This is a genomic window from Shewanella sp. 1180_01 (genome assembly GCF_052850535.1).
This window is the reverse complement of record NZ_VXCT01000072.1, coordinates 1-23,717: the sequence shown is the minus strand read 5'-3', so window position 1 is coordinate 23,717 and position 23,717 is coordinate 1. Positions and strand designations below refer to the sequence as shown.

Here is a 23,717-nt window from a genome sequence, read left to right as displayed (position 1 = left end):
AAAAGCCAGCTGTTTTTTATCCGTTTAAGCAACTTGTTATACCTATTCTTCCTCGTAACTCTCATCTATTTCTCGTGCAATACTTTCGAAGCTTTTGTGATTTTCTTGCAGGTAGTACAAGTAAATTCTGGCGTCATACTCAGAAAAATCATTAGTATTTGAGTTGGTCAAATAATCTTTTACTCGCTCAATGCCATGAAAATATTCATCAAGCTCGTACTTAGTATTTTCAGTAAGCTCGTTTCTTTCTTGCAGTGCACCTTGAAACTCATTATATGTTTTTTCAATCGACTCAAGCATTTTAAAACCAAAGGAGACATTTGAGCTCGAAGGCGAGTAAATAGCTTGTCCTACTTTCTCAAACATATATCTCATTGCTGAGTGAAGGATGTCTACTAGCGGTTTTTCCATAAATTTAGCCTTATGCTTTTCGTCAATTTCTCGAAGCCTTTCATTAATTGATAGATATGCTGTATTGATGCCCATCAGCTGTGTTTCTGCAATTTCCGAAAAATCTACGTCGATGAACTCACTTTTACCCTCGTCGTAGAAACGAGCAAGGGTGAAACCACCTTTGCTCATAGAAATACGAGATATGTGATTAAAGTACGTTGTTCTCTTTACTTGATTCTTTGTTGGGTGACCTATTGAGGCATTTCTAACTGCTCTAATACCTTTTAATTCTTCTGACAGTTCATATGGTACATCAAATGCTTCTGATAAATGATTCATTGCATCTTGCTGTATAAATAACGCTTGTAGTAGCCCGTATGTATAGATATACGATAATCCAGTTTCCTCAGGATATTCCGATTTAAAGTAGCTTTGCAATGCCAAGCCAGTGTCACCAAGGGTATCCAATGAACTACATATTTGATTCCAGTTATCTAACTCTGAAATCAAAACCTTCTGATATCTATGAGTATTTATATGCTCACGTACCTGTTTTTCGATATCGAAGAATATGATAAGACTTTCTTCAATTTTGCTCATCTATCGCAAATCCTTTCAATAGGTATAGCGCCTTAAAAACTGGCGAAAAATTGTGGGCTAAACTTGAGCGTAGCGAAAATAGACTGCGGTTTTTAGTCTAATTAATCAAATTGTTATATACCTTTGATTAATGACTTCCAATCTACGTATTTACCTATGTTTTTGAGGTTAGAATCGTCAATATGACGACCTTTTAACTCATTACGACAATCATCGACGTATGAGCAAATAGTTTGGTAGATTTCTGCGTTTGTTGCCTCTTTGTAAAACGAATTCTCAGGAGCTAATTTATGAGTTACATATTTGAACTGCTTAGTTCTCGATTTAACAAACCGTTTTTTATCATCTTGCCAATATTCGCCTCTAATTTGTGAACCTAAAATATGTAGTTTAATAAAACCTATTATTTCATTATATTCCCAAGCCCCACCATAATTTTTATGTATTGCATTTTTATAAATACTTAAATAATCTGGATTATCTTCACAATACTTCCTTTTAAATTCAGCATCAGAACCACCAAAGATCCTATTTTCAGTAAATACACTTCTCTGTTCGTAATATACTTCACGTTTAATTCTATAAACAGGGATTGTCATTAAATCAATTTGATACATTCAGACTCTCAGTTACGAATTAGGTGTATAACGCCTTGCTCACCGGAAAAGTAGGAGCGCCTGCGAGTAATTTTCCGAGTGCAGCAACTTGTTAAATACAGCCTGCACGGAGTTAAGTTGTGGATTCTTTTTTCTCTGTAAGATTCTTTCTGAGAACTGATGAAAAGTCGACCATTTGTTTGTGTAGATCCATTCCATGTTTTTTGGAGTCTCCTGGACTATTAGCTTCTAAGAACGATTGCAATGAGCTATGGGATGTTTCAAAAAATTGATTAGCAAAGTTCTCAGGGAAATAGTCACTAAACTCAACAATCTTATTTAGTAGAGTTTGAATTTTTGCTGCTTCTGTTTCTTTTGTTGTTTCATCAGCTCCAATTAGGCTGGAAACCATGGTAGTACTGTATCTTTTAACACTATCTGTAGCATCTAAAACTAAAGGTTTCAATTCAGACAATTCAGACGTCTTTCTTTGATTAATCATCTGCGCCTTAATTTGTTCAGCTTTAGTTGCAGATTTAGATGATTTCACCGCTTCTTTCCAAGCCCATATTGCACCACCAATTGACGCAACTGAACCAATGATCGAAAGCCAATCCATTTTATGCTCCCAATATCTGATCAATCTGATCCATTGAAAGTCTCATTTGATTAGGAGTCCCAAAGCTTTTCCAAACCTCTAACATGCGGCGATAACGATCCATTGTAGGCATGTGACTATTAAAATCACTGTACTCTTTGCCGTACAAAAGCTCTTGAAATCTATCAAGCTCTATTACAAAGTAACTTGCGTAGGAAAGCTGACTTGATTCGTTATTGCCGTCAAAACCTCTAAATTTCAACCGATCATCATCAACTTCTTTCTTGCCTGTAGCATCCATATAAGACCATGCAAAGGCTCTATGCATTTCTAGAATATCGATAACTTCCTGACATTCTACTTCCGACATTTCTTCATATAGATGTTCAAATATCCAACGATAATGAAGCTTATAGCCTTCCTGAACAGCTTTTCGATGCTTTGCATAGTAATCAGCTTCTTCTGGATAGAGCTTTTCTAGTATTAAAAACTGATTTATTAAATTCAGCCGTTCTAGTTTGGATAGTTCCATCTGATTTCCTTTAGGCATTTAACGTCTTAGTATTCATGCGTTGAGCTGGTTGTAGGGCATAAATCGCTTGAACGTCTTATTAATGCGCACATAGTTAACTAATTGTATTCAATTAACTTATCAGCTTTGCATCAAATACACCATCAAGAAAAATGTATATGCGCGTTTTCCAAACCTACTAACTAATTTGTGTGAATTATATACAAATGATTTTAAAGGGTTTTGTTAGTTTTAGGCTGGGAAAACGCGCAAAACTACTTAAATTTGAATATGACTGTTTACCAATCCAGATCCGCTCACTCATGAAGAAGATCTAAAAGCAGGGTTAATAGATAAGAATTTGTAGGGCAAGTAGTTCGCCTGTTTTCGATTCACTAAACGAGTGCTAGCAAGTTTTGGGGCAGAAATGGCTTAGGATGATCGCTCTAACACTTACCTAGCCAAAACCTAGTTCACTTATGGTATGCCCAATAGCTACCGAGTAACCTAACAGCATCAAAAGACCACGTAGCTTTAGTGTTGCAACAAAGCCCTTGCGGCTAAAGATTTTAACGACAAGGTGATGCTGGGAACAAAAATCAACAATAGATAAATTGCTTAGCTTGTGAAGTTCTATGAGCTCAAGCTATTTTTCTAGTATCTTATTTTTACGCGAGGCCGTCTCAGTTACTCGGAAAGTATTGGTAACAATGACTCTACTCACTAACCCCAACAAGGGTTAGGAGTAGATAACCACTCGCTTACACTACAATTGACACTGGGGACCCTAAATGGATAGCCCTTGCAATTCAACAAAGCCCTAACTTCAGCCATACTTGATGAGTTACATTTTAAATACATCATATATAAAATATTATGTTTTAAATACCGATCACATTAATTATTCTTTTAATTTAGCTAAAAGTATTTCCAGTTTTTTATTAAGATCACCGTAAATATCAGGATCTGTATTAAAATAATCAAGTTTGTCTTTTAAAAAATCAACTGCGATAGTAGATGATTTAATTAGACCTTGGCTATCAATAGAATTACTTAGTAGCTTTTCTAAAAGTAAAGTTGTAAATGTATCAGCTACTTCCGCCCTGTAAAACTCTTCATGTTCATATGTCATAACAAAATCAATGAAAAAAATAAAGTACTGATTAAACAATACATCGGGCATATGCCTAAGTTCATCACAACGCTCGATAACGTTATTGGAAAAATCTTTGGCAATATCTTCTTTTCTTCTATTAAAAAATGTTTTTTTTGCACAAACCAAGTCAAAGTTAGATGCATCTTTTTTTATTAAATCATCCCACATTTTTTCCGACACAACCATGTAAACCTCCAATTACAATAAATTTATTAATAGTGAGATTATAAGCCATCTCACTATTGTTAATCACAATACCTACAAAATGTCTTTAGCTAAACAAGCTAACTTAACAATACCTTTTGATTTCTTACAAATTGTATCGGTCCCCCTATCTCTATTTCCATTTTTATATCTATCTTTTACTTCCCTATGTTGCCGTAGATTATCAGCAGTTTTCTGATATTTTTCAGACCGATTCTTAATGTCCTGAATTTTTTTATCATGACGCCCAGGCTGGTATTTATTATCCCATTCATGATAATCTTTAGCTAATTTATCATAATACTTAGCAAGTCTTTTATTATAATCCTCATTAGTCTCTCCATTTCGTTGTGGAGGAGTATTTTTAGAACGTTTTTTTATATCTTCATATTCTTCTTGTTTTTTCTTCTCTACATCATCTTTATCATTGCCCTTTGATGAAGCTGCACCACCACCTCCAACTTCGCCACCACCAGAGTAACCACTTCCACCAAATCCAAATCCACCAAATCCACCAAATCCACTACCGCCACCACAAGAAAGTGAATAGGAGGCACATTTATAATGTATACCAATTCTTTCAATTGCATTAAGGATATAGTTTTGATAAAAATCTGTTGGTTTAAAATTATTTATTGACTCAGAATTTTTACAATCTTCAATTTTAGTCCAAGCTAATTTTTGATTTTCATCAATTATAGGAACTTCATCTATTGAATCATAACTTGCTTTGTATATTATTCCGTTAAATGTTACCGTTTCACCTTGGTTGTAATATTGATTTTCATACCAAATTTTAGGACAGACAGCAGGTTCGCTTACCCTGTCATAATTTAAAAGGTAATGATATGCGGCACCAAAATCAACCAGACCATACCCGTAAGAGTTTGAAGGGTATTCATATTTTAATTTATTAGTGGTATTTTCTAACGATTCTAGGACTTCTAACCTTGTTGCATCAGGAAAGTTAGACCATAACTTAGCTAATCCTGCTGCCATAATAGCGGCTGATTGCGATGTTCCAGTTAAAGGTAAGTAGCTATTTTTTAAACTTTTTACTTTTACAAGTCCCTCTTTAAAAAAGTGTATTTCTTCCTTACTTAAACCGGGAAGGAGAATAGTTGGCAAAGTAACATTAATATCAATACCATATAACCAAGTGTTGTAGCCTTCAAATTCAGCTTTATCCACAACACTCAAAAAATCATATGTTATAACAAAAGCTTTGCCATCATTGGCTTTACAAATTTCTAAAGCTTCATTTATAGATTCTTTTGAATGATAGCTTAGTTCTCTTTTCTTTATTTGCTCATAAACAATATCAAGGGGTAATTCATAATAACAAGATGACTCAGATGGTAAATGAGAAGGATATTCAACATCCCCTTTATCTAACTGACTATACTCAAAAGAGTAGATACCATTTTCGGCTTCAAAAAATATATCTTCAACCACAACTTTTTCATGATTTACGGTTGATACAATATCAACACCAGGAGCAACAAAAGTGACTCCATCATACACAGGAGAGAAGTCAGCCAATTCACCGTTAATATTTACAGCACCTACTGATATGACATTGCGGTAAGCAGCAGGAAAAGCAGGTGAATCATAGCCAGTACCACTGCCATGATTCCCCGCAGCAGCAACAAATACTATATCATTTTCATATGTAAAACGATCTATAACATCTCTTAGATCTTTTGAGTAGAAGTCACCACTTAGGGACATATTTATAATTTTGGCCCCATTTCCTGCACATGATTCAATCGCATTAATTAGTGCTAGGTCACTGATCTTAGAATGATGAGCATTACTAGTATTTACAAGTTTTTCAACATGAATGTTAATAAGTTCATTATCTATGGCTCCAGTCACACCTTTATTATTTTTAATTGCGCTAATAATGCCGGCAACATGAGTCCCATGTCCAACCGAATCTTTATTCCACTCTCCAGAGTAATTGCTCTCATAGCCGTTAAAACTGGACTGTTGTAAGTCAGGGTGGCTTGTCTGAACTCCGGAATCAATGATGCAGACATCAATAATATTTTCTTTAGGTTGAGGTATTTCATCTAAACCTATTTGTTTTATCCAATAAGGGGTTATTTCTACATATTCTAATTCATTTGAAGATGTATTGAACTCATTTACATCCGACAAGTATTGTTTGCTTTTAACCTCATAATATAAGTCACTATTATTTATATTATCCTGAAAAGCATATGAGGAGATATTATGCTCCTCTAGAGCCCCTTGAGCTGGTAAGCTAAGGAGGCCTGCTATAACAATAAGTAAATTTTTATTCATTTTACATCCTGTAAGTTCAGTTATTACATAAATTGCTGGAAGGGTACAGCCTCTTACGAGTACAAGGGCGGGATGGAATTCCACTCTGTTAAATCAAGTAACAAAAGCAATTGTCGCTCACGAAGCACACAATTCATGAGTAAGCAACACTCAGCTTCACTCTAGGCATGAATACTTTTGATTCTAAGAGCTAGCATTTTACGCTAATTGTTCATTTTTTAGGTTAGTACGATCTCGCCCCGCACAATTATACATACAATGATACAAATGATACAAATGATACAAATGATACAAATGATACAAATGATACAAATGATACAAATGATACAAATGATACAAATGATACTCTTTAATATTGTTGTTCTGTCACAAGTGTTTTGTTGTAGCACTAAAGCTACGTGGTCTTTTGATATGGTTAGGCGACTCGGTAGCTATTGGGCATACCCCAAGCAAACTAGCCATATCCCATTGCCAATTGGTTCGCTATATATTGATTTTAAACCCTACTCGCACTAGCATCATAAACCACACCCTAAAAACACCAAATGAGGCAAAATGTTTATTCGGGCCTACCTGCGTGCATCAACAGATGAACAAGATGCCAATCGAGCCAAAAATGAGTTGGTTCAGTTTTCAGAAAATAAAAATATTCGTATAGCCAGTTTTTATACCGAGACGCAATCAGGGGCGAAAATTGAACGACCTGAACTTGGGCGCTTGATCATGGACTCTCACCCTGGCGATGTTTTACTCATTGAAAAAGTCGATAGGTTGTCTCGCCTCCCCTTCGAACAATGGAAGATCTTAAAAACTAAGTTGGTAAAAGCCAATATTCATATTGTCGTTGTTGACCAGCCAATGACACATGGGATCTTAAGTGGCACAGAAGAACATACCATGATCGCAAAGGTACTGACGGAGTTCATGATTGATTTGGCCGCAGCAATGGCCAGAGATGATTACGAGACAAGAAGAAAGCGACAGGCTCAAGGCATCGAAAAGGCCAAAACCTTAGGCAAATACCTTGGGCGTCAGCCAGACCATGGATTAAGGCAAAATATTCGGTTACTACTCGATGAAGGGAAAAGCTGGTCACAAGTGCAGAGTCTGCTTAAATGCAGTCGTTCTACCATTGCCAAAGCAGCTAAGTTGAATGAGCTAAAAAACGATGAATCAATTCTCTAAAGATTTGATTCACTCTAAGGCAAAAAAAAGCCCCGTTGGAAGGAAGATACGGGGCGAAATGGGTCTGTTTTAAGGCTCGCGTGAATCAGTCTATCCTAGAGTGATTCACTGGCTCACTTTTGCACATCTTCAAGGCGAAATCTCACGCTTCTAGCGCCAGGTGATAGTGTGACTGGAGAAGGAAAAGAACCATTTTTCACATAACGGCGAATGGTTGCCTGAGATAGTTGCGTTAGTTTGCAAACTTCTTGATAGCTTAATAGCTTAATAGCTGACTTGATTGTTTTTGCTCGGTCATAACTACTCCTGACAGTTAATGAATAATCAAGGAATAGTTTGCAGGGTGAGCAACGCAAAGGCGCGCGGTGCTCAGGCCCATTTTGGGCAGTTTGGCGTGAAAATAAGCCCGTCAAATTCGTGGTTTAGTATTACAGATGCAGATAATGAGGCGGTAATGCAGTCCTTTTTTCGTAGGCTACGTTAACATTTTGCACAAGTATCGATTAACTGCCCCATTTTCACATGTGAAAGTGAGACGCTTATTGCGTAGTAAACCACATTTTTAAATTATTAAGCCACTGTCCACCATTCTAAAAATTTGGTTTCAACTCAAATAAGTTGAGAAAAATCATAATAGTGATAGGGTATGCAACTGTGATAATTCCCCAAATTTTAGGGTTAAAAAATACCGTGGAGAAAGCATGATTCGCTGCCATCTAGCCCGTTTAATGGGCGAGAGAAAAATGCGCATTAGCGACGTGATGCGAGAAACCGGCCTAAGCCGTACCACCGTCACGCTACTTTACAAAGAAACCGCGCTCAAGGTGGACTTAGAAGCGCTCGATAAGCTATGCGATTTATTTAACTGCCCATTGAGCGACATATTGGAAAAAATGCCAAGCGATAGACAGGGCTAAAAATTATCAAGGAGTGACGACATGTCGTCAGAAGCAGATACCAGAGCAAACTACATCGATCCAGCGTTAAAAGCCGCACATTGGCAACCGGGCAACATCATTCGGGAACATTACTTTACCGATGGCCGTAAGCTTGCTGGCGGTGTCCGTGGTCGTCGTTGCTTCGTCGATTATCTGCTCCACAAAGACAATCGTTACCTTGCAGTTGTTGAAGCAAAAAAAGAATCTGAACATCCAACCAAAGGTCTTCAACAAGCCATAGACTATGCTAAGAAGCTACTCGTTCGTTTTGTCTATTCAAGCAACGGCAAACAAACCTATGAGTTCGATTTAGAAACTGGCAAAGGCAACTACATCGAGTTTTACCCAACACCACAAGAGCTTGAAAACCGCTACGCGGGTGTTAATTCAGATCTAGGCCAACAACTTCGTAATGTGCCTTTCCATCTAGAAGGTGCAATGCAGCCGCGCTATTACCAAGAGTTAGCGGTACATGCTGCCACAGATGCTATTGGTAAAGGTAAGACGCGGGTGCTGTTAACGCTTGCTACGGGCACAGGCAAAACTTTTATTGCTTTTCAAATCATCCATAAATTGTTCCAGTCACGTTGGAACAAAGAATCTCCGGGCACACGTAGGCCACGAATTTTGTTTTTAGCTGATCGCAATATTTTGGCAGATCAAGCCATCAATACCTTTAATCCGTACGAAAAAGATCTAATTAAAATTAATGGGGAAGAGGTACGCAAGCGTGGCGGTGTAGTGCCAACCAATGCGCATATCTTTTTTGCTATCTACCAAGCCATTGCTGAGCGTGAAAATATTGAAGGCTACTACAAAGCATATCCAAGTGATTTCTTTGACCTTGTAATGATTGACGAGTGTCACCGTGGCAGTGCTAATGAGACAGGCTCTTGGCGAGCCATACTCGATCATTTTGGCAGTGCGGTACATATCGGCCTAACAGCTACACCAAAACGTGAAGCCAACGTGGATACCTATGATTACTTTGGAACACCAGCATTTGAATACTCATTAAAAGATGGCATCAACGATGGCTTTTTAACGCCATATCGAGTTAAGCGGGTACGTACTAACTTAGATGAACTGGTGCTAACCAAAGATGACCAAGTAATCGAAGGAGAGTCTGGGCAAGACGTTTATCAGGTAGAAGATTACGACAAAAAAATCACTGTTGATGAGCGTACAGAGCTGGTCGCAAAAGCCATTTTGGACAATATCAATCCACTAGAAAAAACCATCGTCTTTTGCGAAAACCAAAATCATGCACTGACCATGCGTGACATGATCAACAAACACAAAAAGCTGAAAGATCCCCATTACTGTGTGCGTGTAACCAGTGACGAAGGTAAAGTTGGCCGCGAGCTACTGGAAAAATTCCAAGATAACGATAAAGACATCCCCACCATCATTACCTCATCACAAATGTTAACCACTGGGGTAGATGCCCGTAACGTGCGTAATGTAGTGCTGGATAGAACCGTTGGCTCAATGGTGGAGTTTAAACAAATTGTCGGTCGCGGAACCCGTGTTTTTGATGGCAAAGACTATTTCACCATTGTCGATTTTCGCGGTGCAACCAATAAGTTTTATGACAAAGATTGGGATGGAGAGCCTGAAGCACCAGAGCCAGGTGGCATTGGCGAGCCAACGTCGCCACCCTGCACGCCAGAACCACCCGGAGGAGCAGATGGCCCAGAGCCTGAGCCGGGTGAACCAAAGCTACGGTTAAAAGTGAAACTAAGCAAACATCGTGAACTCAAAGTGATTGATGTTGAAACCCGTTATATCGATGAAAACGGTAAACCACTCACAGTGCAAGAATTTGTTGAGCGTCTAATTAGTCAATTACCAGGGTTATTCAAGTCGGTGGAAGAGCTAACAACAATTTGGTCTGACCCAGACGAACGTGAAACCTTACTCAGTAAACTCGTACAAGCTGGCTTTGATAAAGATCAGCTCGCCACACTACGACGCATGTTTGAAGCAGAAGAGTGCGATATCTTCGATCTGCTGGCTTTTTTAGCCTTCGAACAGCCCATGGCAACCCGTAAAGCTCGTGCCGATCAAGTTCGTACTAACAGCGCTTTCTTTAAACAATATCAGCAAGAAAAGGCACAGCAGTTTTTGCACTTTGTGCTTAACCGATATGAGCAAACCGGCAGCACGGAGTTATCACGCGAGCGCTTGCCTGCACTTATTGAGCTATCGGGGTTGGGCACAGTGAAAGACGCCTCAACAGCATTCGGTGGAAAACCAGCCTATTTGCTGGCGGCTTTTAAACAATTACAACAACAGCTATATCACGTGAATTGAAATGGAATTAACACTCGCACCTAACCCGCTTTACGATCAGCCGCAAAGCTTACATATCAACAAAGTAGCTACTTTGATTGGTGAAAATGGCAGCGGCAAATCCAGTATTTTACATTCAATCTTTAAGAAACAGATTGAAGAGCCTAGTGGCACGCTTCAGCTGATCTGTGCTACTTCAGGACAAAATGAAAACTTCTCTACCTTTTTTGAACGAAGATTAACCTCTTTACGAGCTAGGAAAGACATAAGTGACATTGATTTTTCTAGCCTTTTCTTTACTCAGAAAGATGTTCGATTCCTTACGTTTCTCGCCTACACATTCAAGAACAGCGGCTTAGTTTTCAATTTTGTAAACAACCACAAGGCATTTAAGGATCAAGTTTCAGTTAAATTGAGACTGAAACTATCTGTTCCTGATACTTATATAAAAAATGTACAACAAGACCAGATAGCTGAAGCTAAAGACTATGAACATCCGTCGATAAGAAAAAGACCTTTTAATCAGCGACTTGAGACCTTTCTTGAAAAGATAGAAACACTTCCAGACCTTGATGCTCTGCTAGAAACAGGTAAAGGCTTAAAGTCAACCGAGGTAGAAGTAACTAATGAACAATTTTTTGATGTTTTTGATGGCTCTAGAGTTGATGCCACAAAATTTCTAATCGAAGGCTCATACAACGAATATTTCTTTTCAGCTTCTGAAGTATTGCTTTACCTAACTGATAATATTGAATTTTCATTGCTCAGTGATGGAGAGTATCAGTTTCTATTCGTAGCTTCACTAATTGATCTTTTTGATAGCACTTCTTCTCTCTTTATGTTTGATGAAGTTGACTCACACCTGCACCATAAAAACGTTGAGCTCCTTTGGGACATCCTAAGCAAAACTAAGGGTAAGGTCCTAACCACCACTCATTTGGTCGACTCAATCGCTGAGAATGACTTCGAATCATTGTTTTTGGTTGAAAATGGGCAGATAAAAAATGAGCAAAAGTCTCAAAAGTTATTGGAAAGATTGAAGGTTTTATCCAAAAGTAAGGTCGTCGAGTTAGAAATAGCCTCCAAATTGAACAACATTTGCTTGATTGATTACTACAACGATTGGAAGATTTTTGAGTTATTAGTAAAGCAGAAAGGGCTTGACTGGACGCCTCTGTCCTCAATAAATCCTATCGCCAAATCATCTGGTTACAGTTCAGCGGCGGACAGCTTTGGTGCGTCCAAGATCAAGTGGCTGAATGAGTTGAGAGATATGAAAGACTATATCAGGGCATGCAAAGCTGAGAAATATGGCAAAACGCCTGCGCTGCATGACCGCAAAGCAACCAACGTCTTTTTGGTATGCGATCGTGATGAACTGCCAGAAGCTAACATTCACGCACAAAGCGGTGTCAAGGTAGTTGGAGTTGATTACCCTGACAAATTTGACTTAGGTTTGCCTTGTCCAGAGAGAATAAACTGCCATTTGCTGACTTGGAAACGCCGCGAAATCAAAAACTATCTGCTGTCACACTCAGCTCTACAGCACCATGGTGTTTTAGATCAAATTAATAATGCTGAGATGTTAAGAGCGCCATGTTATTTACAACCAAACAATCCAAGTGATAACGACGATATTCGGCGATTGAATGCCAAAAGTGTCATTGACCCTCTGCTCAATACCGAGGGTATAGGGCTCGATACTGACAAGCTCCAAGCCTATATCGACCTGATCCCGCCAGAAGAAATCAGCGAAGATATCACCAATATGTACAATTTTATTATCGGAAAACTATAAGCCATGTCATTACAACAAAAGATTGACCGAATTACCGACATACTGCGCCGCGACGATGGCATTAGTGGTGCTATGCACTATACCGAGCAAACCTCGTGGGTACTGTTCTTAAAGTTTTTGGATGATTATGAATCTGAAAAAGAAGATGAAGCGGTACTGTCAGGTAAAGATTATCAACCGGTGTTAGATGAAGAACATCGTTGGTCAAATTGGGCCTGCCCGAAAAACGTCGATGGCAGGCTAGACATTAACAAAGTTCGCACGGGCGATGACTTAACCGATTATGTGAATAAAGAGTTGTTTCCATACTTAAAGAGCTTTGCCAATGCCGCCGTTACCGGTTCAGACCCTAAATCATTCGCCTATAAAATTGGTGCCATCTTCCAGTATTTAGACAACAAGGTCGCCTCTGGCCATACCTTGCGTGAAGTGCTGGATATTATCGACACACTGAATTTCCAGTCCAGTGATGAAATGTTTGAGCTCTCGTTGGTTTATGAAGGTTTATTGCAAAACATGGGCGATGCCGGTGGTTATGCGGGTGAGTTTTACACCCCGCGCCCAGTAGTACGCGCCATGATCAAGGCCATAGACCCGCAGGCCGGGCAAACCATTTACGATGCCGCGGCTGGCTCGTGTGGATTCCTAGTCGAAGCCTTTGACCACTTAAAAGCAAAAAAGAGTGCGCTTTCTACTGAGCAATGGGACTTTATCCAGCGCGATACTTTCTTTGGCTTTGAAAAAACCTCGCTGGCTTATGTCATGGGTATGATGAACATGATTCTGCATGGCATCGAGTCACCCAACTTGTTCCGTGGTAATACCCTTACTCAGAATATCCGCGATATTCAGGAAAAAGACCGTTACGACATTATTCTGGCTAACCCGCCATTTGGTGGAAAAGAAAAAGATCAGATCCAACAGAATTTCCCCATTAAAGCGAATGCCACCGAATTGCTGTTTTTGCAGCACTTTATGAAAACTCTGAAAAGTGGCGGTAAAGCAGCCATCGTAGTGCCAGAAGGCGTGTTATTCCAAACCAGCAGCGCCTTCAAACAGGTTAAACAAGAACTGCTGGAAAACTTTAACCTGCACACCATTTTAAGCCTACCCGCTGGGGTATTTTTGCCATATTCGGGCGTAAAAACAAACGTATTGTTTTTTGAGCGCAGCGGTGGCACCAGCGATGTTTGGTATTACGAATGTGAGCCTGAGCAAAAGCTCACCAAAAACAAACCGATCACTGATGATCACTTAAAAGAGTTTGTTGAGCTTTATAACAGCCGCGCAACCACCGATCGCTCATGGACGGAATCGGCAAGTAAATTAGCTGAAGACTATGACCTATCCGCGAAAAACCCAGCCAAACAAAAAGATGCCGAGCATTTAGCACCAAGCGATATCCTTAAGCAGATCCGCATCAAAGAAAAACTGGTGTCAGGCCTGTTGGATGAAATTGAAAACCTGTTGGCGGAGAAATAAGCATGGAGCAAGTTTTGTATAAACTACCGGATGGGTGGGAGTGGCGAACCATTGAAGAAGCTGCGCAGATTGGAGCCGATAGGGGATTTGCTCCAACTCCAGATTCTGAAGGCAATGTCCCATTTATTGGAATGACAGACATTGATCAAGAAACGGGTCAAAAGAGCACCTACGAACTACGAAACTTTGATGACGTAAAAAAGGGATACACAAAATTTCAACGTAATGCGGTACTGTTTGCCAAAATCACACCATGTACAGAGAATAACAAAACAGCCTTAATCGCCAATGTTGAGGGTGGCTTCGCAACAACAGAAGTTTTTCCAATTCATGCATTGGATAGTGTTGAACCAAAATATTTATTGCACTTCTTTAGGTCGCCATCGGTTCGCCGTTTTTTAATAGATCACATGGAAGGTGCAACTGGTCGACAGCGAGTACCTTTAAAGGCTTTAAAAAGTGTTAGCATTCCTGTTTGTGGGCTCAGAGAACAAAAACGCATCGTCGAAAAACTCGATGCACTGCTCACCCGCATCGACACCGCCATCGAGCATTTGCAGGAAAGCGTCACACTGAAAAAAAACCTTCTTCAATCAGCATTGGACGGGCAATTTGCTGTTATTGCCGAACGAATGACGATTGAATCGCTAGCTGAAGTAAAAGGTGGAAAGCGCTTACCAAAAGGCCAAAAACTAAGTGATGAAGAGACTGAGCACCCATATATTCGAGTGGCAGATTTTACAGATAAAGGAACGATAGATTTATCTGGTATCAAGTACATATCGAAAGAAATCCACGAACAAATCAAACGCTATGTGATTTCCAAGGACGACCTTTATATCAGTATTGCTGGGACTATCGGTAAGACAGGTTTCGTCCCCCCAGAACTAGACGGTGCAAACCTGACAGAAAACGCCGCTAAGTTGGTTATCAAAGATAAGCAACAACTAGATTTAAGCTATCTGTATCTGTTTACATTGACCTCTGATTTCTCTGCACAGGCAGGATTAGCGACCAAGACAGTTGCACAGCCTAAGTTGGCACTAACTCGTTTAAGCAAGATTGAAATCCCAAAGTGTTCGTTGGAAGAGCAGAAGTCATTGGTATCAACGATTGAAGCGTTGAAAAGTAAAATTCACGATGCGGAAGCAGTCCTTCTAGGGAAAATAGAAGACTTGAAAAGTTTAAAAGCATCAATTCTCGATTCCGCCTTTAAAGGCGAGCTCTAAGGAGGGAGTATGGCATTCGATACCACAGTTTTTGAACAAAAAGAGTTCAGAGAAGTAATCAACAAACTCGAAGAGTTGCTCTCACATTCAAAAGCGGTTTTGTTAGGTGCTGGGGCGAGTTTTTGTGCTGGGCTTCCATTAACAAACCAGCTAACAGCAAGAGCACTAAACAGTGACAAACTCTCCGCTGATTCAAAGGAAATATTGACTGCCATACAAAACTCTTTTGCTGGCGCAAATCCAGCTTCGCATATAGAAGACTACTTAAGCGAACTCGTAGATTGGCTTGCTATCACTGCTCGCCGAACAAATCGCAATGTAACGGCTAGTAGTGTATCTATTGGTGGTACTGAATATAGTAACGAGCAGCTATTGCAAGCGATAAACGAGATAAAACTCGCTATTTTTGACGTGATTAATGTTAGAGTAGATTCTGCTGTACATGAGCGTTTTGTTCAGGCTCTGCATCGACCAATGCGACCAGGCAAAGACAACCTTCCGAGCACCATCGATTATCTAGTGATGAACTACGACACGTTAATTGAAGACTCACTCGCACTATCACAATTGAGATATGCCGATGGTTTAGAAGGCGGTGTATCAGGATGGTGGAACCCTTCGACGTTTGAACAGAACAATCTTGATGCCAGAGTATTTAAGCTACATGGCTCCATCAATTGGGCTGAACATACTTCTTCATCAACACCATTGCGTATTGCTCCACATTTGAAGCGCAGTCAAGATCAAGCTGCAAAGATTATGATTTGGCCTGCATCGACTAAATACCGTGAAACTCAGCTCGACCCCTACGCAAATTTAATGCACAGAGCAAGAGCTGTTTTAAACCCGCTGGGTGGTAGCCAACGAGTTTTATTGATTGCAGGTTATAGTTTTGGCGATGCACATATCAACCTAGAAATCGAACGTGGTTTAAGGGCTTCAAATGGCAATTTAACCGTGATTGCGTTCACGAGCGACCCTGTACCTAGTGGCGCGCTGCAAACTTGGCATGAAGACAGCTCAATCAACGAACAAGTACTTATTTTTGCCGATAAAGGTTTTTATCACGCTGACGACAAGGCAACCTCAGAAAATAGCATTGAATGGTGGAAGTTTGAAAACCTAACCAAGATCCTTGAAGGAGGTATTTGATATGGATAACAAATACATAAAACCCATTGAGAATCTCTCTATCGGTAAAATTATTGAGGTAGATGGTTCGCGTATTATCGCCGAGCTCGACCCTACGATTTCAGACTTGTCCCGTGTATTTGCTGGTGAAAACTATCCGATTGGGCAGTTTGGCTCAATCATCAAAGTTCATTTTGGTCGCCGCTCTATTTATGGGTTAGTCAGTAGATTACGTATGAAGGCTGACTACCAACTAGAAAAGGGCTTGCCTGTTGCGTCTTCAGATGAGCGTATAATTGAGGCTGATTTGTTCGGTGAGGGGGAATGGCGTAGAAAAGGTGAAGATGAGTTTTCCCTTGAGTTTGAACGCGGTGTTGCTACTTATCCGCTACCGCAGCAAACCATTTACCTGACACCCAAATCAGAACTTAGGTTTATTTACGGAGCCGCCAAAGGTGCGGTTATTGAACTTGGTGAGCATGTTGGCTCAGGCGGTGCACCTTGTTACGCTGAGTTGAATGAATTGCTAGGCAAGCATACTGCTATTCTTGGCTCCACCGGTGCCGGTAAATCAGGCACAGTGGCGGCAGTGATTCACAGTATTCTCGAACGTGGTCAGATAGCCAATCATAAGTACTGGCACCCACAAATTATTATCCTTGATCCACATAATGAATACGGCAAAGCGTTCCCCAAACACCAGCGTTTATCGACCGATGAGGGTTCACTAAAACTACCGTATTGGTTACTTGATTTAGAAGAGTCATTGAGCTTGTTTATCGGCAAGACCGAGTTTGCAGCAACTTCACAATCAAATATTGTTAAAAATGCCCTAATAGCGGTTCGTGAGCAAGCGGCTGAGCAACTTGAGCTTGATAATAATCAGTTAACGGTTGACTCGCCGATCCCTTACATTATTGGAAGTACAGAAGGCTTAGATCATTTCGGATTCAAAGATGGAGCACGCTACGAAGAAGGATTAATCGGTGCCATCAACGCGCAGCGACCAGAAAACAAAGATAAAAAGCAGCATGAGGATTTTAGTCGAGTTATTCGAAAGATTGATTCATTGCTAAAAGATGGTCGACTCAAATTCATGATGGAAAGTTGGGATGGTGACAACGATCCGTTACCTACAATCGTCAATCAGTTCTTAACGCAGCAAACCACAGTGCAGATTGTTGACTTGTCTGGTGTACCCAATGAAGTAGCTGGGGTAGCTAGCGCTGCAATCGCAAGAATTGTGTTTCAACTTAAAGTCTGGCAAACCGAGGCTGAACGGCAAAATAGCCCAGTACTTTTGGTGTGTGAAGAAGCACACCGATATGTACCGAATCGTGGTGAGGCACAGTATGAAGCAGCGCAGTCTGCAATTCGTCGAATTGCGAAGGAAGGCCGAAAATATGGCGTTGGTCTGTTATTAGTTTCGCAAAGACCGAGTGAAGTTGAAGCAACAGTATTGTCGCAATGCAATTCATGGATTGTACTTCGAATTACCAATGATGCCGACCGCGAGCATGTTCGTAGTGTGCTACCTGATTCGATGTCCGGTTTAACCAAAATGCTTTCCGGTTTAAGACGTCAGGAGGCCATATTTGTCGGTCAAGCTGCAACGTTACCAACTAGAGTGATGATTCGCAGCTTATCTGATGACCAGTTGCCTCGCTCAAATGATGTTAATTTCGATAAAGGTTGGCAGCAACAGGCGATGACGATAGAGCAGATTGGTGCGGTGGTGACGAAGTGGCGCTATCAGAGTAAATAGTGTTTAACTTGGAATGGGCGAGTAGTTTTTAAGTACTACACTTGGTTGTATTAAAACCTCATATAAAGGTTTTTTATGATCATGCAATTTCCGGTTCCCTATCAAGATGAACTGTTATCAAGTGTATTGGCTCGTTTTATCTTACGGCAAGGAATAAATGCCGATAAGCAGGCACTAGAGGTACTGTTCGGCTCAAGGAATTTTGTTCCATCTTCGATATTTCAGGGGCATATCCAGCTTTTACTATCAAATGTTGGTCATATCTGGAATATATCTCCTGAGCAAGTTATTGATGATCATTCTTTGCTTGGTGTTTTTAAGCCCTTTATGGATGTAGTTAGGTGCGATGCACAAAAGCAAGAGCTGATTGTTGGTAATAAGAACCAAAGCCTGACAAGTATTGGGATCAACGCATCTAAGCTTATCTGGCCGCAGCGTTTTCGATATTGTCCTGTTTGCCTAAAAAAACCAAATCAGCCAAGTTGAAACTAAAAAAGTTGGGTGCTCAAGGTCTGTATCATAACAATCCAAAACTAGGCAGGGATTCGGAACCCCTGCCTAGGCTTGCTAGTCTCTTACTTGGGGTCAGTTTGGATATCGAAAATCATTGTACGTTAAGGCTAATTTTTAACCAGCCCTGTCCATTCACCAGTGTGTGATAGCATGTATTCTCAACAACCATCAGGGAAAGATTATGAGAGCCAGTATTCGAGCGAAGATTGTGAAGGTATGTGAAGCTAAGATAGCGGCAAAAGGGGATGATGTTGGGGTCGCTTCAGAAAACGGAAAAAATCGTACGCTAAGCCTGTGCCGAGGCTGGCACCCAGCGGTACAACGTAGGAACGGACACGCCAAGGTTCTTGGCCACGTCCTTGGCAGGCACGCCGCTGGCCAGCAGCTTCTTGGCGGATTCGATCTTGCTCTCGGTCATCTTGGGCTTGCGTCCAGCCTTTCGACCAAGCTGCCGGGCGACATCCAACCCGGCGCGGGTGCGCTCGATGATTAGCTCACGCTCCATTTCGGCGAGGCTGGCCATAACGTGGAAGAAGAACCGGCCAGAGGGCGTGCCGGTGTCGATGGCATCGGTCAGGCTCTTGAACTGGATGCCCTGCTTGTGCAGTTCGCCGACCAGATCGACCAATTGTTTGACGCTGCGCCCCAAGCGGTCCAGTTTCCACACCACCAAGGTGTCACCTTCGCGCAGAATTTCTTGCGCCTTGGCTAAGCCGGGGCGATCAGCACGTGTGCCGCTCACCTTGTCTTCAAAGACTTTCTGGCACCCGGCCTTGGTCAAGGCTTCGCGCTGCAACTCAAGATTTTGATCCTGCGTTGAGACACGAGCGTAGCCGATCAGCATATCGTGTGGTCTTCACCCAACGTCGAACCGCCTATTGGGGCCATATCATTGCCACCATTTGGCAGAAGCTGGGAGCGGGCTGTTCGCCGATGGCCTGACGCACCATCATCTTTTGAAAGCCGGCATAGGCCATTGAATTGGACTCAATTTCGGCTAGATGGGTGTTGAAATAGTCCTGGGCGCTCATGCCAGTGTTTTCTGGCATTGGATTTGGCATGTTCGGAGATTGGGCGACAAAATTCGCTAGGCGCATCTCTGTTTCGGCGGAGGGCGAGGAGGCCGGATATTCGCGCCAAAAAGCGACCATGATCTGGTTTGCTTGATATTCGGCCTGCCAACGATTCAATGGCCTTTGCGCTATCTCTTGCAGCCAATGACCGAGCTCGTGTGCCACCAGAAGGTTATTGAATACCTCGATGTATTGTTCACGCCCGGACAAGCCAAGAGTTCCGATGGCAGCAAAGCGATCCATAGCAGCACGACGCGGCGGCGGGAGCACCTCATAGGGGACGAGGATGATGGCGCGGCTTTGAGGGTCATAGCGCGTCGCATCTGGTGTCGTTGCGGTGGCGATTGACGGTTTGAATGGTGGCTCGCGACCACAAGCCACGACCCCGTCGTAGAAGGCATCGAGAATCGGCTGAGCCTGTGAAGTGACTAGATCGAACTCGTTCAAGTGTGGCATGTTCACCTTTCTTTATCGAAACTCATTGTAAGGGTAAGGGATCGAGAATAGTATTTCAAGAACCATTTTCGAGAATTGCAACGCCTTGATTTTGCGTGTCACGTTGGTGGCCTGGTGTGGCCTCTCAAAATCCCTCGTTTTCAAGAAGGAGAGTGCATGCCACGCCGTTCGATCCTGTCTGCCGCCGAGCGGGCAAGCCTACTGTTGCCACCCGACACCGAAGATGAACTCATCCGGCGCTATGCCTTCGGTGAAACCGACCTGTCGCTGATTCGCCAGCGGCGCGGTGATGCCAATCGCCTGGGAGTCGCAGTGCAGTTGTGCTTGCTGCGCTTCCCCGGTCAGGGCTTGCTACCCGACGTTGCCGTACCGACACCCCTGCTGCAATGGATCGGACGGCAACTGCTGCTCGACCCTGCATGTTGGCCACAGTATGCCGAGCGGAAGGAAACCCGGCGTGAACACTTGCTTGAGCTGCGCACATATCTGGGCATGGAGCCGTTCGGCCTGGCGCACTATCGGCAAGCTGTTCACGCCACGACAGAGCTGGCCTTGCAGACCGACAAGGGCATCGTGCTGGCCAGCAACGTCCTCGACTCGCTTCGCCACCGGCACATCATCTTGCCGACGCTGGATGTTGTCGAGCGCGTCTGCGCCGAGGCGATCACGCGCGCCAACCGGCGCATCTACGATGCCCTGGCCGAGCCGCTGTCGGACGCGCATCGCCGTCGCCTCGATGACCTGCTCAAGCGCCGGGACAACGGCAAGATGACCTGGCTGGCCTGGCTTCGCCAGTCGCCCGTCAAGCCGAACTCGCGACACATGCTGGAACACATCGAACGTCTCAAGGCGTGGCAAGCGCTCGACCTACCTTCGGGAATCGAACGCCTGGTTCACCAGAACCGGCAGCTCAAGATCGCCCGCGAAGGCGGGCAGATGACGCCTGCCGATCTGGCCAAGTTCGAGCCGCAGCGGCGTTACGCTACTTTGGTGGCTCTGGCTATTGAGGGCATGGCCACTGTCACCGACGAAATCATCGACCTGCATGACCGCATCCTGGGCAAGTTATTCAATGATGCCAAGAAGCGACATCAGAAACAGTTCCAGGCATCCGGTAAGGCGATCAATGCCAAGGTGCGCCTGTTCGGCCGTATCGGCCAAGTGTTGATCGACGCCAAGCAAGCGGGCGATGATCCGTTTACCGCCATCGAGACGGTCATATCCTGGGAAGCCTTCGCCAAGAGCGTGACAGAAGCACAAACGCTCGCACAGCCCGAGGAGTTCGATTTCCTGCACCGTCTCGGCGAAAGCTACGCCACACTACGCCGTTACGCACCGGCCTTCCTCACCGCGCTCAAGTTGCGGGCCGCACCGGCTGCCAAGGGTATATTGGAGGCTATCGAAGTGCTGCGCAGCATGAACAACGACAACGCCCGAAAAGTACCTGCTGATGCGCCGACTGATTTCATCAAGCCGCGCTGGCAGAAGCTGGTGATAACCGACACTGGCATCGACCGGCGTTATTACGAGCTATGCGCGCTGTCGGAGATGAAGAACGCATTGCGTTCCGGTGACATCTGGGTACAGGGATCGCGCCAGTTCAAGGACTTCGAGGGCTACCTTGTACCCCCCGCGAAATTCGCAAGTCTCAAGCAGTCCAATGAATTGCCGCTGGCCGTAGCCACCGACTGTGAGCTGTATCTGAATGAACGGCTGACGCAGTTGGAAACGCAGCTCGCCACCGTCAACCGCATGGCGCAGGCCAATGAATTACCGGATGCCATCATCACGGCCTCTGGCCTAAAGATAACGCCGCTGGATGCAGTAGTACCAGATACCGCGCAGCTCCTTATCGATCAGGCTGCAAGGATCCTGCCGCACGTCAAGATCACTGAGTTGCTGCTTGAAGTGGACGAATGGACGGGCTTTACCAGGCACTTTGCACACCTGAAATCGGGTGACTTGGCCAAGGACAAGAACCTGCTACTGACGACGATCCTGGCCGATGCGATCAATCTGGGTCTGACCAAGATGGCGGAATCGTGTCCGGGCACGACCTATGCCAAGCTGGCTTGGCTGCAAGCTTGGCATATCCGTGACGAAACCTATGGCGCGGCCTTGTCCGAGCTGGTCAATGCACAGTACCTGCATCCGTTTGCCGAGCACTGGGGCGATGGTTCCACGTCCTCTTCTGACGGTCAGAATTTTCGCACCGGCAACAAGGCGGAGAGCACGGGACACATCAACCCGAAATATGGCAGCAGTCCAGGACGGACCTTCTACACCCACATCTCCGACCAGTACGCACCATTTCATACCAAGGTGGTCAATGTCGGTGTGCGCGACTCAACCTACGTGCTCGACGGCCTGCTCTACCATGAATCTGACCTTCGGATCGAAGAGCACTACACCGACACGGCTGGCTTCACCGATCACGTTTTCGCGTTGATGCACCTGTTGGGGTTTCGCTTCGCCCCGCGCATCCGCGACCTGGGTGAGACCAAACTCTACATTCCAAAGCGCGATGCCACCTACGAGGGATTGAAATCAATGATTGGCGGGACGCTCAACATCAAGCTCATCCGTGCACATTGGGACGAGATCTTGCGGCTGGCCACCTCGATAAAGCAGGGAACGGTGACGGCCTCACTCATGCTGAGGAAGCTTGGCAGCTACCCACGCCAGAATGGCCTGGCGGTCGCCCTGCGCGAGTTGGGGCGTATCGAGCGCACGCTGTTCATTCTGGATTGGCTGCAAAGTGTCGAGCTCCGCCGCCGTGTACATGCCGGACTGAATAAGGGAGAGGCACGCAATGCGCTGGCTAGGGCGGTGTTTTTTAATCGACTGGGGGAGATCCGTGACCGCAGTTTTGAGCAACAGCGTTACCGGGCAAGTGGTCTTAACCTGGTGACTGCCGCCATCGTGCTATGGAACACCGTCTATTTGGAAAGGGTGGCGCATGGGTTATGTGCCAAGGGGCATGCCGTCGATGGTGAGTTATTGCAATACCTGTCGCCGCTGGGCTGGGAACACATCAACCTGACAGGGGATTACCTGTGGCGCAGCAGCGCCATGATCGGGGCAGGTAAGTTCAGGCCGCTACGACCGCTATCACCGGTTTAGCGTACGATTTTTTCCGTTTTCTGAGGCGACCCCTATTAAATCGGGTTCTGTCGCAAACTGAGGAACAGGTTTATCATGAGCGATGCTCTCTTAACTAACATCATCAATGTCACTTAACTTTTCTGGACGTCATTTTCCAACAGATATCATCATGCAGGCGCTCCGTTATTACTTGGCTTATAAGCTCAGTTACCGTGAAATTGAGGAGATATTCACTGAGCGTAATATCCATTTTGACCACTCAACGCTGAACCGTTGGGTGATTAAATACGCACCGCAACTCGATGCCTTATTCAGGAAGAACAAACAGCAAAATATCAAGGCGCAAAGATATCATAGAAAACCCCTCTGTCAGGATGAT

At 43.5% G+C, this 23,717-nt stretch carries 19 protein-coding genes and 1 pseudogene; 11 read left to right on the top strand and 9 right to left on the bottom strand.

What is annotated here, in order from left to right; all coding sequences use genetic code 11:
• Positions 1 to 42: 42 nt before the first annotated feature.
• The 6 genes from FW758_RS22420 to FW758_RS22395 form a co-directional block, all read right to left on the bottom strand.
• Entirely contained in the window at positions 43 to 993 is a 951-nt protein-coding gene (locus FW758_RS22420; RefSeq protein ID WP_446446572.1) for a hypothetical protein, read from the bottom strand.
• Positions 994 to 1,106: 113 nt separating this feature from the next.
• Positions 1,107 to 1,610 (bottom strand): hypothetical protein, encoded by a 504-nt coding sequence (locus tag FW758_RS22415; RefSeq protein WP_446446571.1) that lies wholly within the window; start codon positions 1,608 to 1,610, stop codon positions 1,107 to 1,109.
• 112 nt (positions 1,611 to 1,722) lie between these two features.
• Positions 1,723 to 2,208 (bottom strand): hypothetical protein, encoded by a 486-nt coding sequence (locus FW758_RS22410; protein ID WP_446446570.1) that lies wholly within the window; start codon positions 2,206 to 2,208, stop codon positions 1,723 to 1,725.
• A gap of 1 nt (position 2,209) precedes the next feature.
• Positions 2,210 to 2,719 carry a YfbU family protein gene (locus tag FW758_RS22405; RefSeq protein ID WP_446446569.1) on the bottom strand — a complete coding sequence of 170 codons (510 nt, stop codon included), beginning with the start codon at positions 2,717 to 2,719 and terminating at the stop codon, positions 2,210 to 2,212.
• An 880-nt stretch (positions 2,720 to 3,599) separates the two neighbouring features.
• On the bottom strand, positions 3,600 to 4,040 hold the full coding sequence (locus FW758_RS22400; RefSeq protein ID WP_446446568.1) for a hypothetical protein: 441 nt from the start codon (positions 4,038 to 4,040) through the stop codon (positions 3,600 to 3,602).
• Positions 4,041 to 4,112: 72 nt separating this feature from the next.
• The gene (locus FW758_RS22395; RefSeq protein WP_446446567.1) at positions 4,113 to 6,368 is read right to left on the bottom strand and encodes a S8 family serine peptidase; all 2,256 of its coding nucleotides are present in this window, start codon (positions 6,366 to 6,368) and stop codon (positions 4,113 to 4,115) included.
• 555 nt (positions 6,369 to 6,923) lie between these two features.
• Here FW758_RS22395 and FW758_RS22390 point away from each other — a divergent pair.
• Positions 6,924 to 7,553, top strand: a complete 630-nt coding sequence (locus FW758_RS22390) for a recombinase family protein (protein WP_012592963.1) — start codon at positions 6,924 to 6,926, stop codon at positions 7,551 to 7,553.
• A 113-nt stretch (positions 7,554 to 7,666) separates the two neighbouring features.
• Here the strand turns inward: FW758_RS22390 and FW758_RS22385 are convergent, their stop codons facing one another.
• Positions 7,667 to 7,909, bottom strand: coding sequence for a helix-turn-helix transcriptional regulator (locus FW758_RS22385; RefSeq protein WP_446446573.1), 243 nt, complete (start codon positions 7,907 to 7,909; stop codon positions 7,667 to 7,669).
• Positions 7,910 to 8,254: 345 nt separating this feature from the next.
• Between FW758_RS22385 and FW758_RS22380 the strand changes: the two genes are divergently transcribed.
• The 8 genes from FW758_RS22380 to FW758_RS22345 all read left to right on the top strand — a co-directional run bounded on the left by FW758_RS22380 (position 8,255) and on the right by FW758_RS22345 (position 18,677).
• Positions 8,255 to 8,470 (top strand): helix-turn-helix domain-containing protein, encoded by a 216-nt coding sequence (locus FW758_RS22380; RefSeq protein ID WP_005458449.1) that lies wholly within the window; start codon positions 8,255 to 8,257, stop codon positions 8,468 to 8,470.
• A 21-nt stretch (positions 8,471 to 8,491) separates the two neighbouring features.
• On the top strand, positions 8,492 to 10,807 hold the full coding sequence (gene hsdR, locus FW758_RS22375) for an EcoAI/FtnUII family type I restriction enzme subunit R (protein ID WP_012592961.1): 2,316 nt from the start codon (positions 8,492 to 8,494) through the stop codon (positions 10,805 to 10,807).
• 1 nt (position 10,808) lies between these two features.
• A complete protein-coding gene (locus FW758_RS22370; protein WP_446446566.1) occupies positions 10,809 to 12,584 on the top strand; it encodes an AAA family ATPase in 1,776 nt (591 codons plus the stop codon).
• Positions 12,585 to 12,587: 3 nt separating this feature from the next.
• Complete coding sequence (locus FW758_RS22365) at positions 12,588 to 14,066, top strand: N-6 DNA methylase (protein WP_446446565.1); 1,479 nt, start codon at positions 12,588 to 12,590, stop codon at positions 14,064 to 14,066.
• Between the two features lie 2 nt (positions 14,067 to 14,068).
• Positions 14,069 to 15,295: a restriction endonuclease subunit S gene (locus FW758_RS22360; RefSeq protein ID WP_446446564.1), complete on the top strand. Its 1,227-nt coding sequence runs from the start codon at positions 14,069 to 14,071 to the stop codon at positions 15,293 to 15,295.
• Positions 15,296 to 15,304: 9 nt separating this feature from the next.
• The gene (locus FW758_RS22355) at positions 15,305 to 16,447 is read left to right on the top strand and encodes an SIR2 family protein (protein ID WP_446446563.1); all 1,143 of its coding nucleotides are present in this window, start codon (positions 15,305 to 15,307) and stop codon (positions 16,445 to 16,447) included.
• Position 16,448: 1 nt separating this feature from the next.
• The gene (locus FW758_RS22350) at positions 16,449 to 18,191 is read left to right on the top strand and encodes an ATP-binding protein (RefSeq protein ID WP_446446562.1); all 1,743 of its coding nucleotides are present in this window, start codon (positions 16,449 to 16,451) and stop codon (positions 18,189 to 18,191) included.
• A gap of 75 nt (positions 18,192 to 18,266) precedes the next feature.
• Positions 18,267 to 18,677, top strand: a complete 411-nt coding sequence (locus FW758_RS22345; RefSeq protein ID WP_446446561.1) for a TniQ family protein — start codon at positions 18,267 to 18,269, stop codon at positions 18,675 to 18,677.
• 313 nt (positions 18,678 to 18,990) lie between these two features.
• Here the strand turns inward: FW758_RS22345 and FW758_RS22340 are convergent, their stop codons facing one another.
• Together FW758_RS22340 and FW758_RS22335 are read right to left on the bottom strand one after the other, a co-directional pair.
• Complete coding sequence (locus tag FW758_RS22340; RefSeq protein ID WP_101326584.1) at positions 18,991 to 19,548, bottom strand: recombinase family protein; 558 nt, start codon at positions 19,546 to 19,548, stop codon at positions 18,991 to 18,993.
• Between the two features lie 31 nt (positions 19,549 to 19,579).
• Entirely contained in the window at positions 19,580 to 20,224 is a 645-nt protein-coding gene (locus tag FW758_RS22335; RefSeq protein ID WP_157830600.1) for a hypothetical protein, read from the bottom strand.
• Between the two features lie 165 nt (positions 20,225 to 20,389).
• Here FW758_RS22335 and FW758_RS22330 point away from each other — a divergent pair, with 165 nt between their 5' ends.
• The gene (locus tag FW758_RS22330) at positions 20,390 to 23,356 is read left to right on the top strand and encodes a Tn3 family transposase (protein ID WP_446446560.1); all 2,967 of its coding nucleotides are present in this window, start codon (positions 20,390 to 20,392) and stop codon (positions 23,354 to 23,356) included.
• 106 nt (positions 23,357 to 23,462) lie between these two features.
• Positions 23,463 to 23,717 (top strand): annotated as a pseudogene (locus FW758_RS22325) (IS6 family transposase); the annotation flags it as partial.

Excerpts from the sequence above, each read along its gene's own strand:
- FW758_RS22380 (WP_005458449.1), top strand. The coding sequence starts at position 8,255 with ATGATTCGCTGCCATCTAGCCCGTTTAATGGGCGAGAGAAAAATGCGC.
- FW758_RS22415 (WP_446446571.1), bottom strand. The coding sequence starts at position 1,610 with ATGTATCAAATTGATTTAATGACAATCCCTGTTTATAGAATTAAACGT.
- FW758_RS22360 (WP_446446564.1), top strand. The coding sequence starts at position 14,069 with ATGGAGCAAGTTTTGTATAAACTACCGGATGGGTGGGAGTGGCGAACC.
- FW758_RS22350 (WP_446446562.1), top strand. The coding sequence starts at position 16,449 with ATGGATAACAAATACATAAAACCCATTGAGAATCTCTCTATCGGTAAA.
- FW758_RS22370 (WP_446446566.1), top strand. The coding sequence starts at position 10,809 with ATGGAATTAACACTCGCACCTAACCCGCTTTACGATCAGCCGCAAAGC.
- FW758_RS22420 (WP_446446572.1), bottom strand. The coding sequence starts at position 993 with ATGAGCAAAATTGAAGAAAGTCTTATCATATTCTTCGATATCGAAAAA.
- FW758_RS22340 (WP_101326584.1), bottom strand. The coding sequence starts at position 19,548 with ATGCTGATCGGCTACGCTCGTGTCTCAACGCAGGATCAAAATCTTGAG.
- FW758_RS22345 (WP_446446561.1), top strand. The coding sequence starts at position 18,267 with ATGATCATGCAATTTCCGGTTCCCTATCAAGATGAACTGTTATCAAGT.
- FW758_RS22365 (WP_446446565.1), top strand. The coding sequence starts at position 12,588 with ATGTCATTACAACAAAAGATTGACCGAATTACCGACATACTGCGCCGC.
- FW758_RS22395 (WP_446446567.1), bottom strand. The coding sequence starts at position 6,368 with ATGAATAAAAATTTACTTATTGTTATAGCAGGCCTCCTTAGCTTACCA.
- FW758_RS22400 (WP_446446568.1), bottom strand. The coding sequence starts at position 4,040 with ATGGTTGTGTCGGAAAAAATGTGGGATGATTTAATAAAAAAAGATGCA.
- FW758_RS22355 (WP_446446563.1), top strand. The coding sequence starts at position 15,305 with ATGGCATTCGATACCACAGTTTTTGAACAAAAAGAGTTCAGAGAAGTA.
- hsdR (WP_012592961.1), top strand. The coding sequence starts at position 8,492 with ATGTCGTCAGAAGCAGATACCAGAGCAAACTACATCGATCCAGCGTTA.
- FW758_RS22330 (WP_446446560.1), top strand. The coding sequence starts at position 20,390 with ATGCCACGCCGTTCGATCCTGTCTGCCGCCGAGCGGGCAAGCCTACTG.
- FW758_RS22410 (WP_446446570.1), bottom strand. The coding sequence starts at position 2,208 with ATGGATTGGCTTTCGATCATTGGTTCAGTTGCGTCAATTGGTGGTGCA.
- FW758_RS22390 (WP_012592963.1), top strand. The coding sequence starts at position 6,924 with ATGTTTATTCGGGCCTACCTGCGTGCATCAACAGATGAACAAGATGCC.
- FW758_RS22405 (WP_446446569.1), bottom strand. The coding sequence starts at position 2,719 with ATGGAACTATCCAAACTAGAACGGCTGAATTTAATAAATCAGTTTTTA.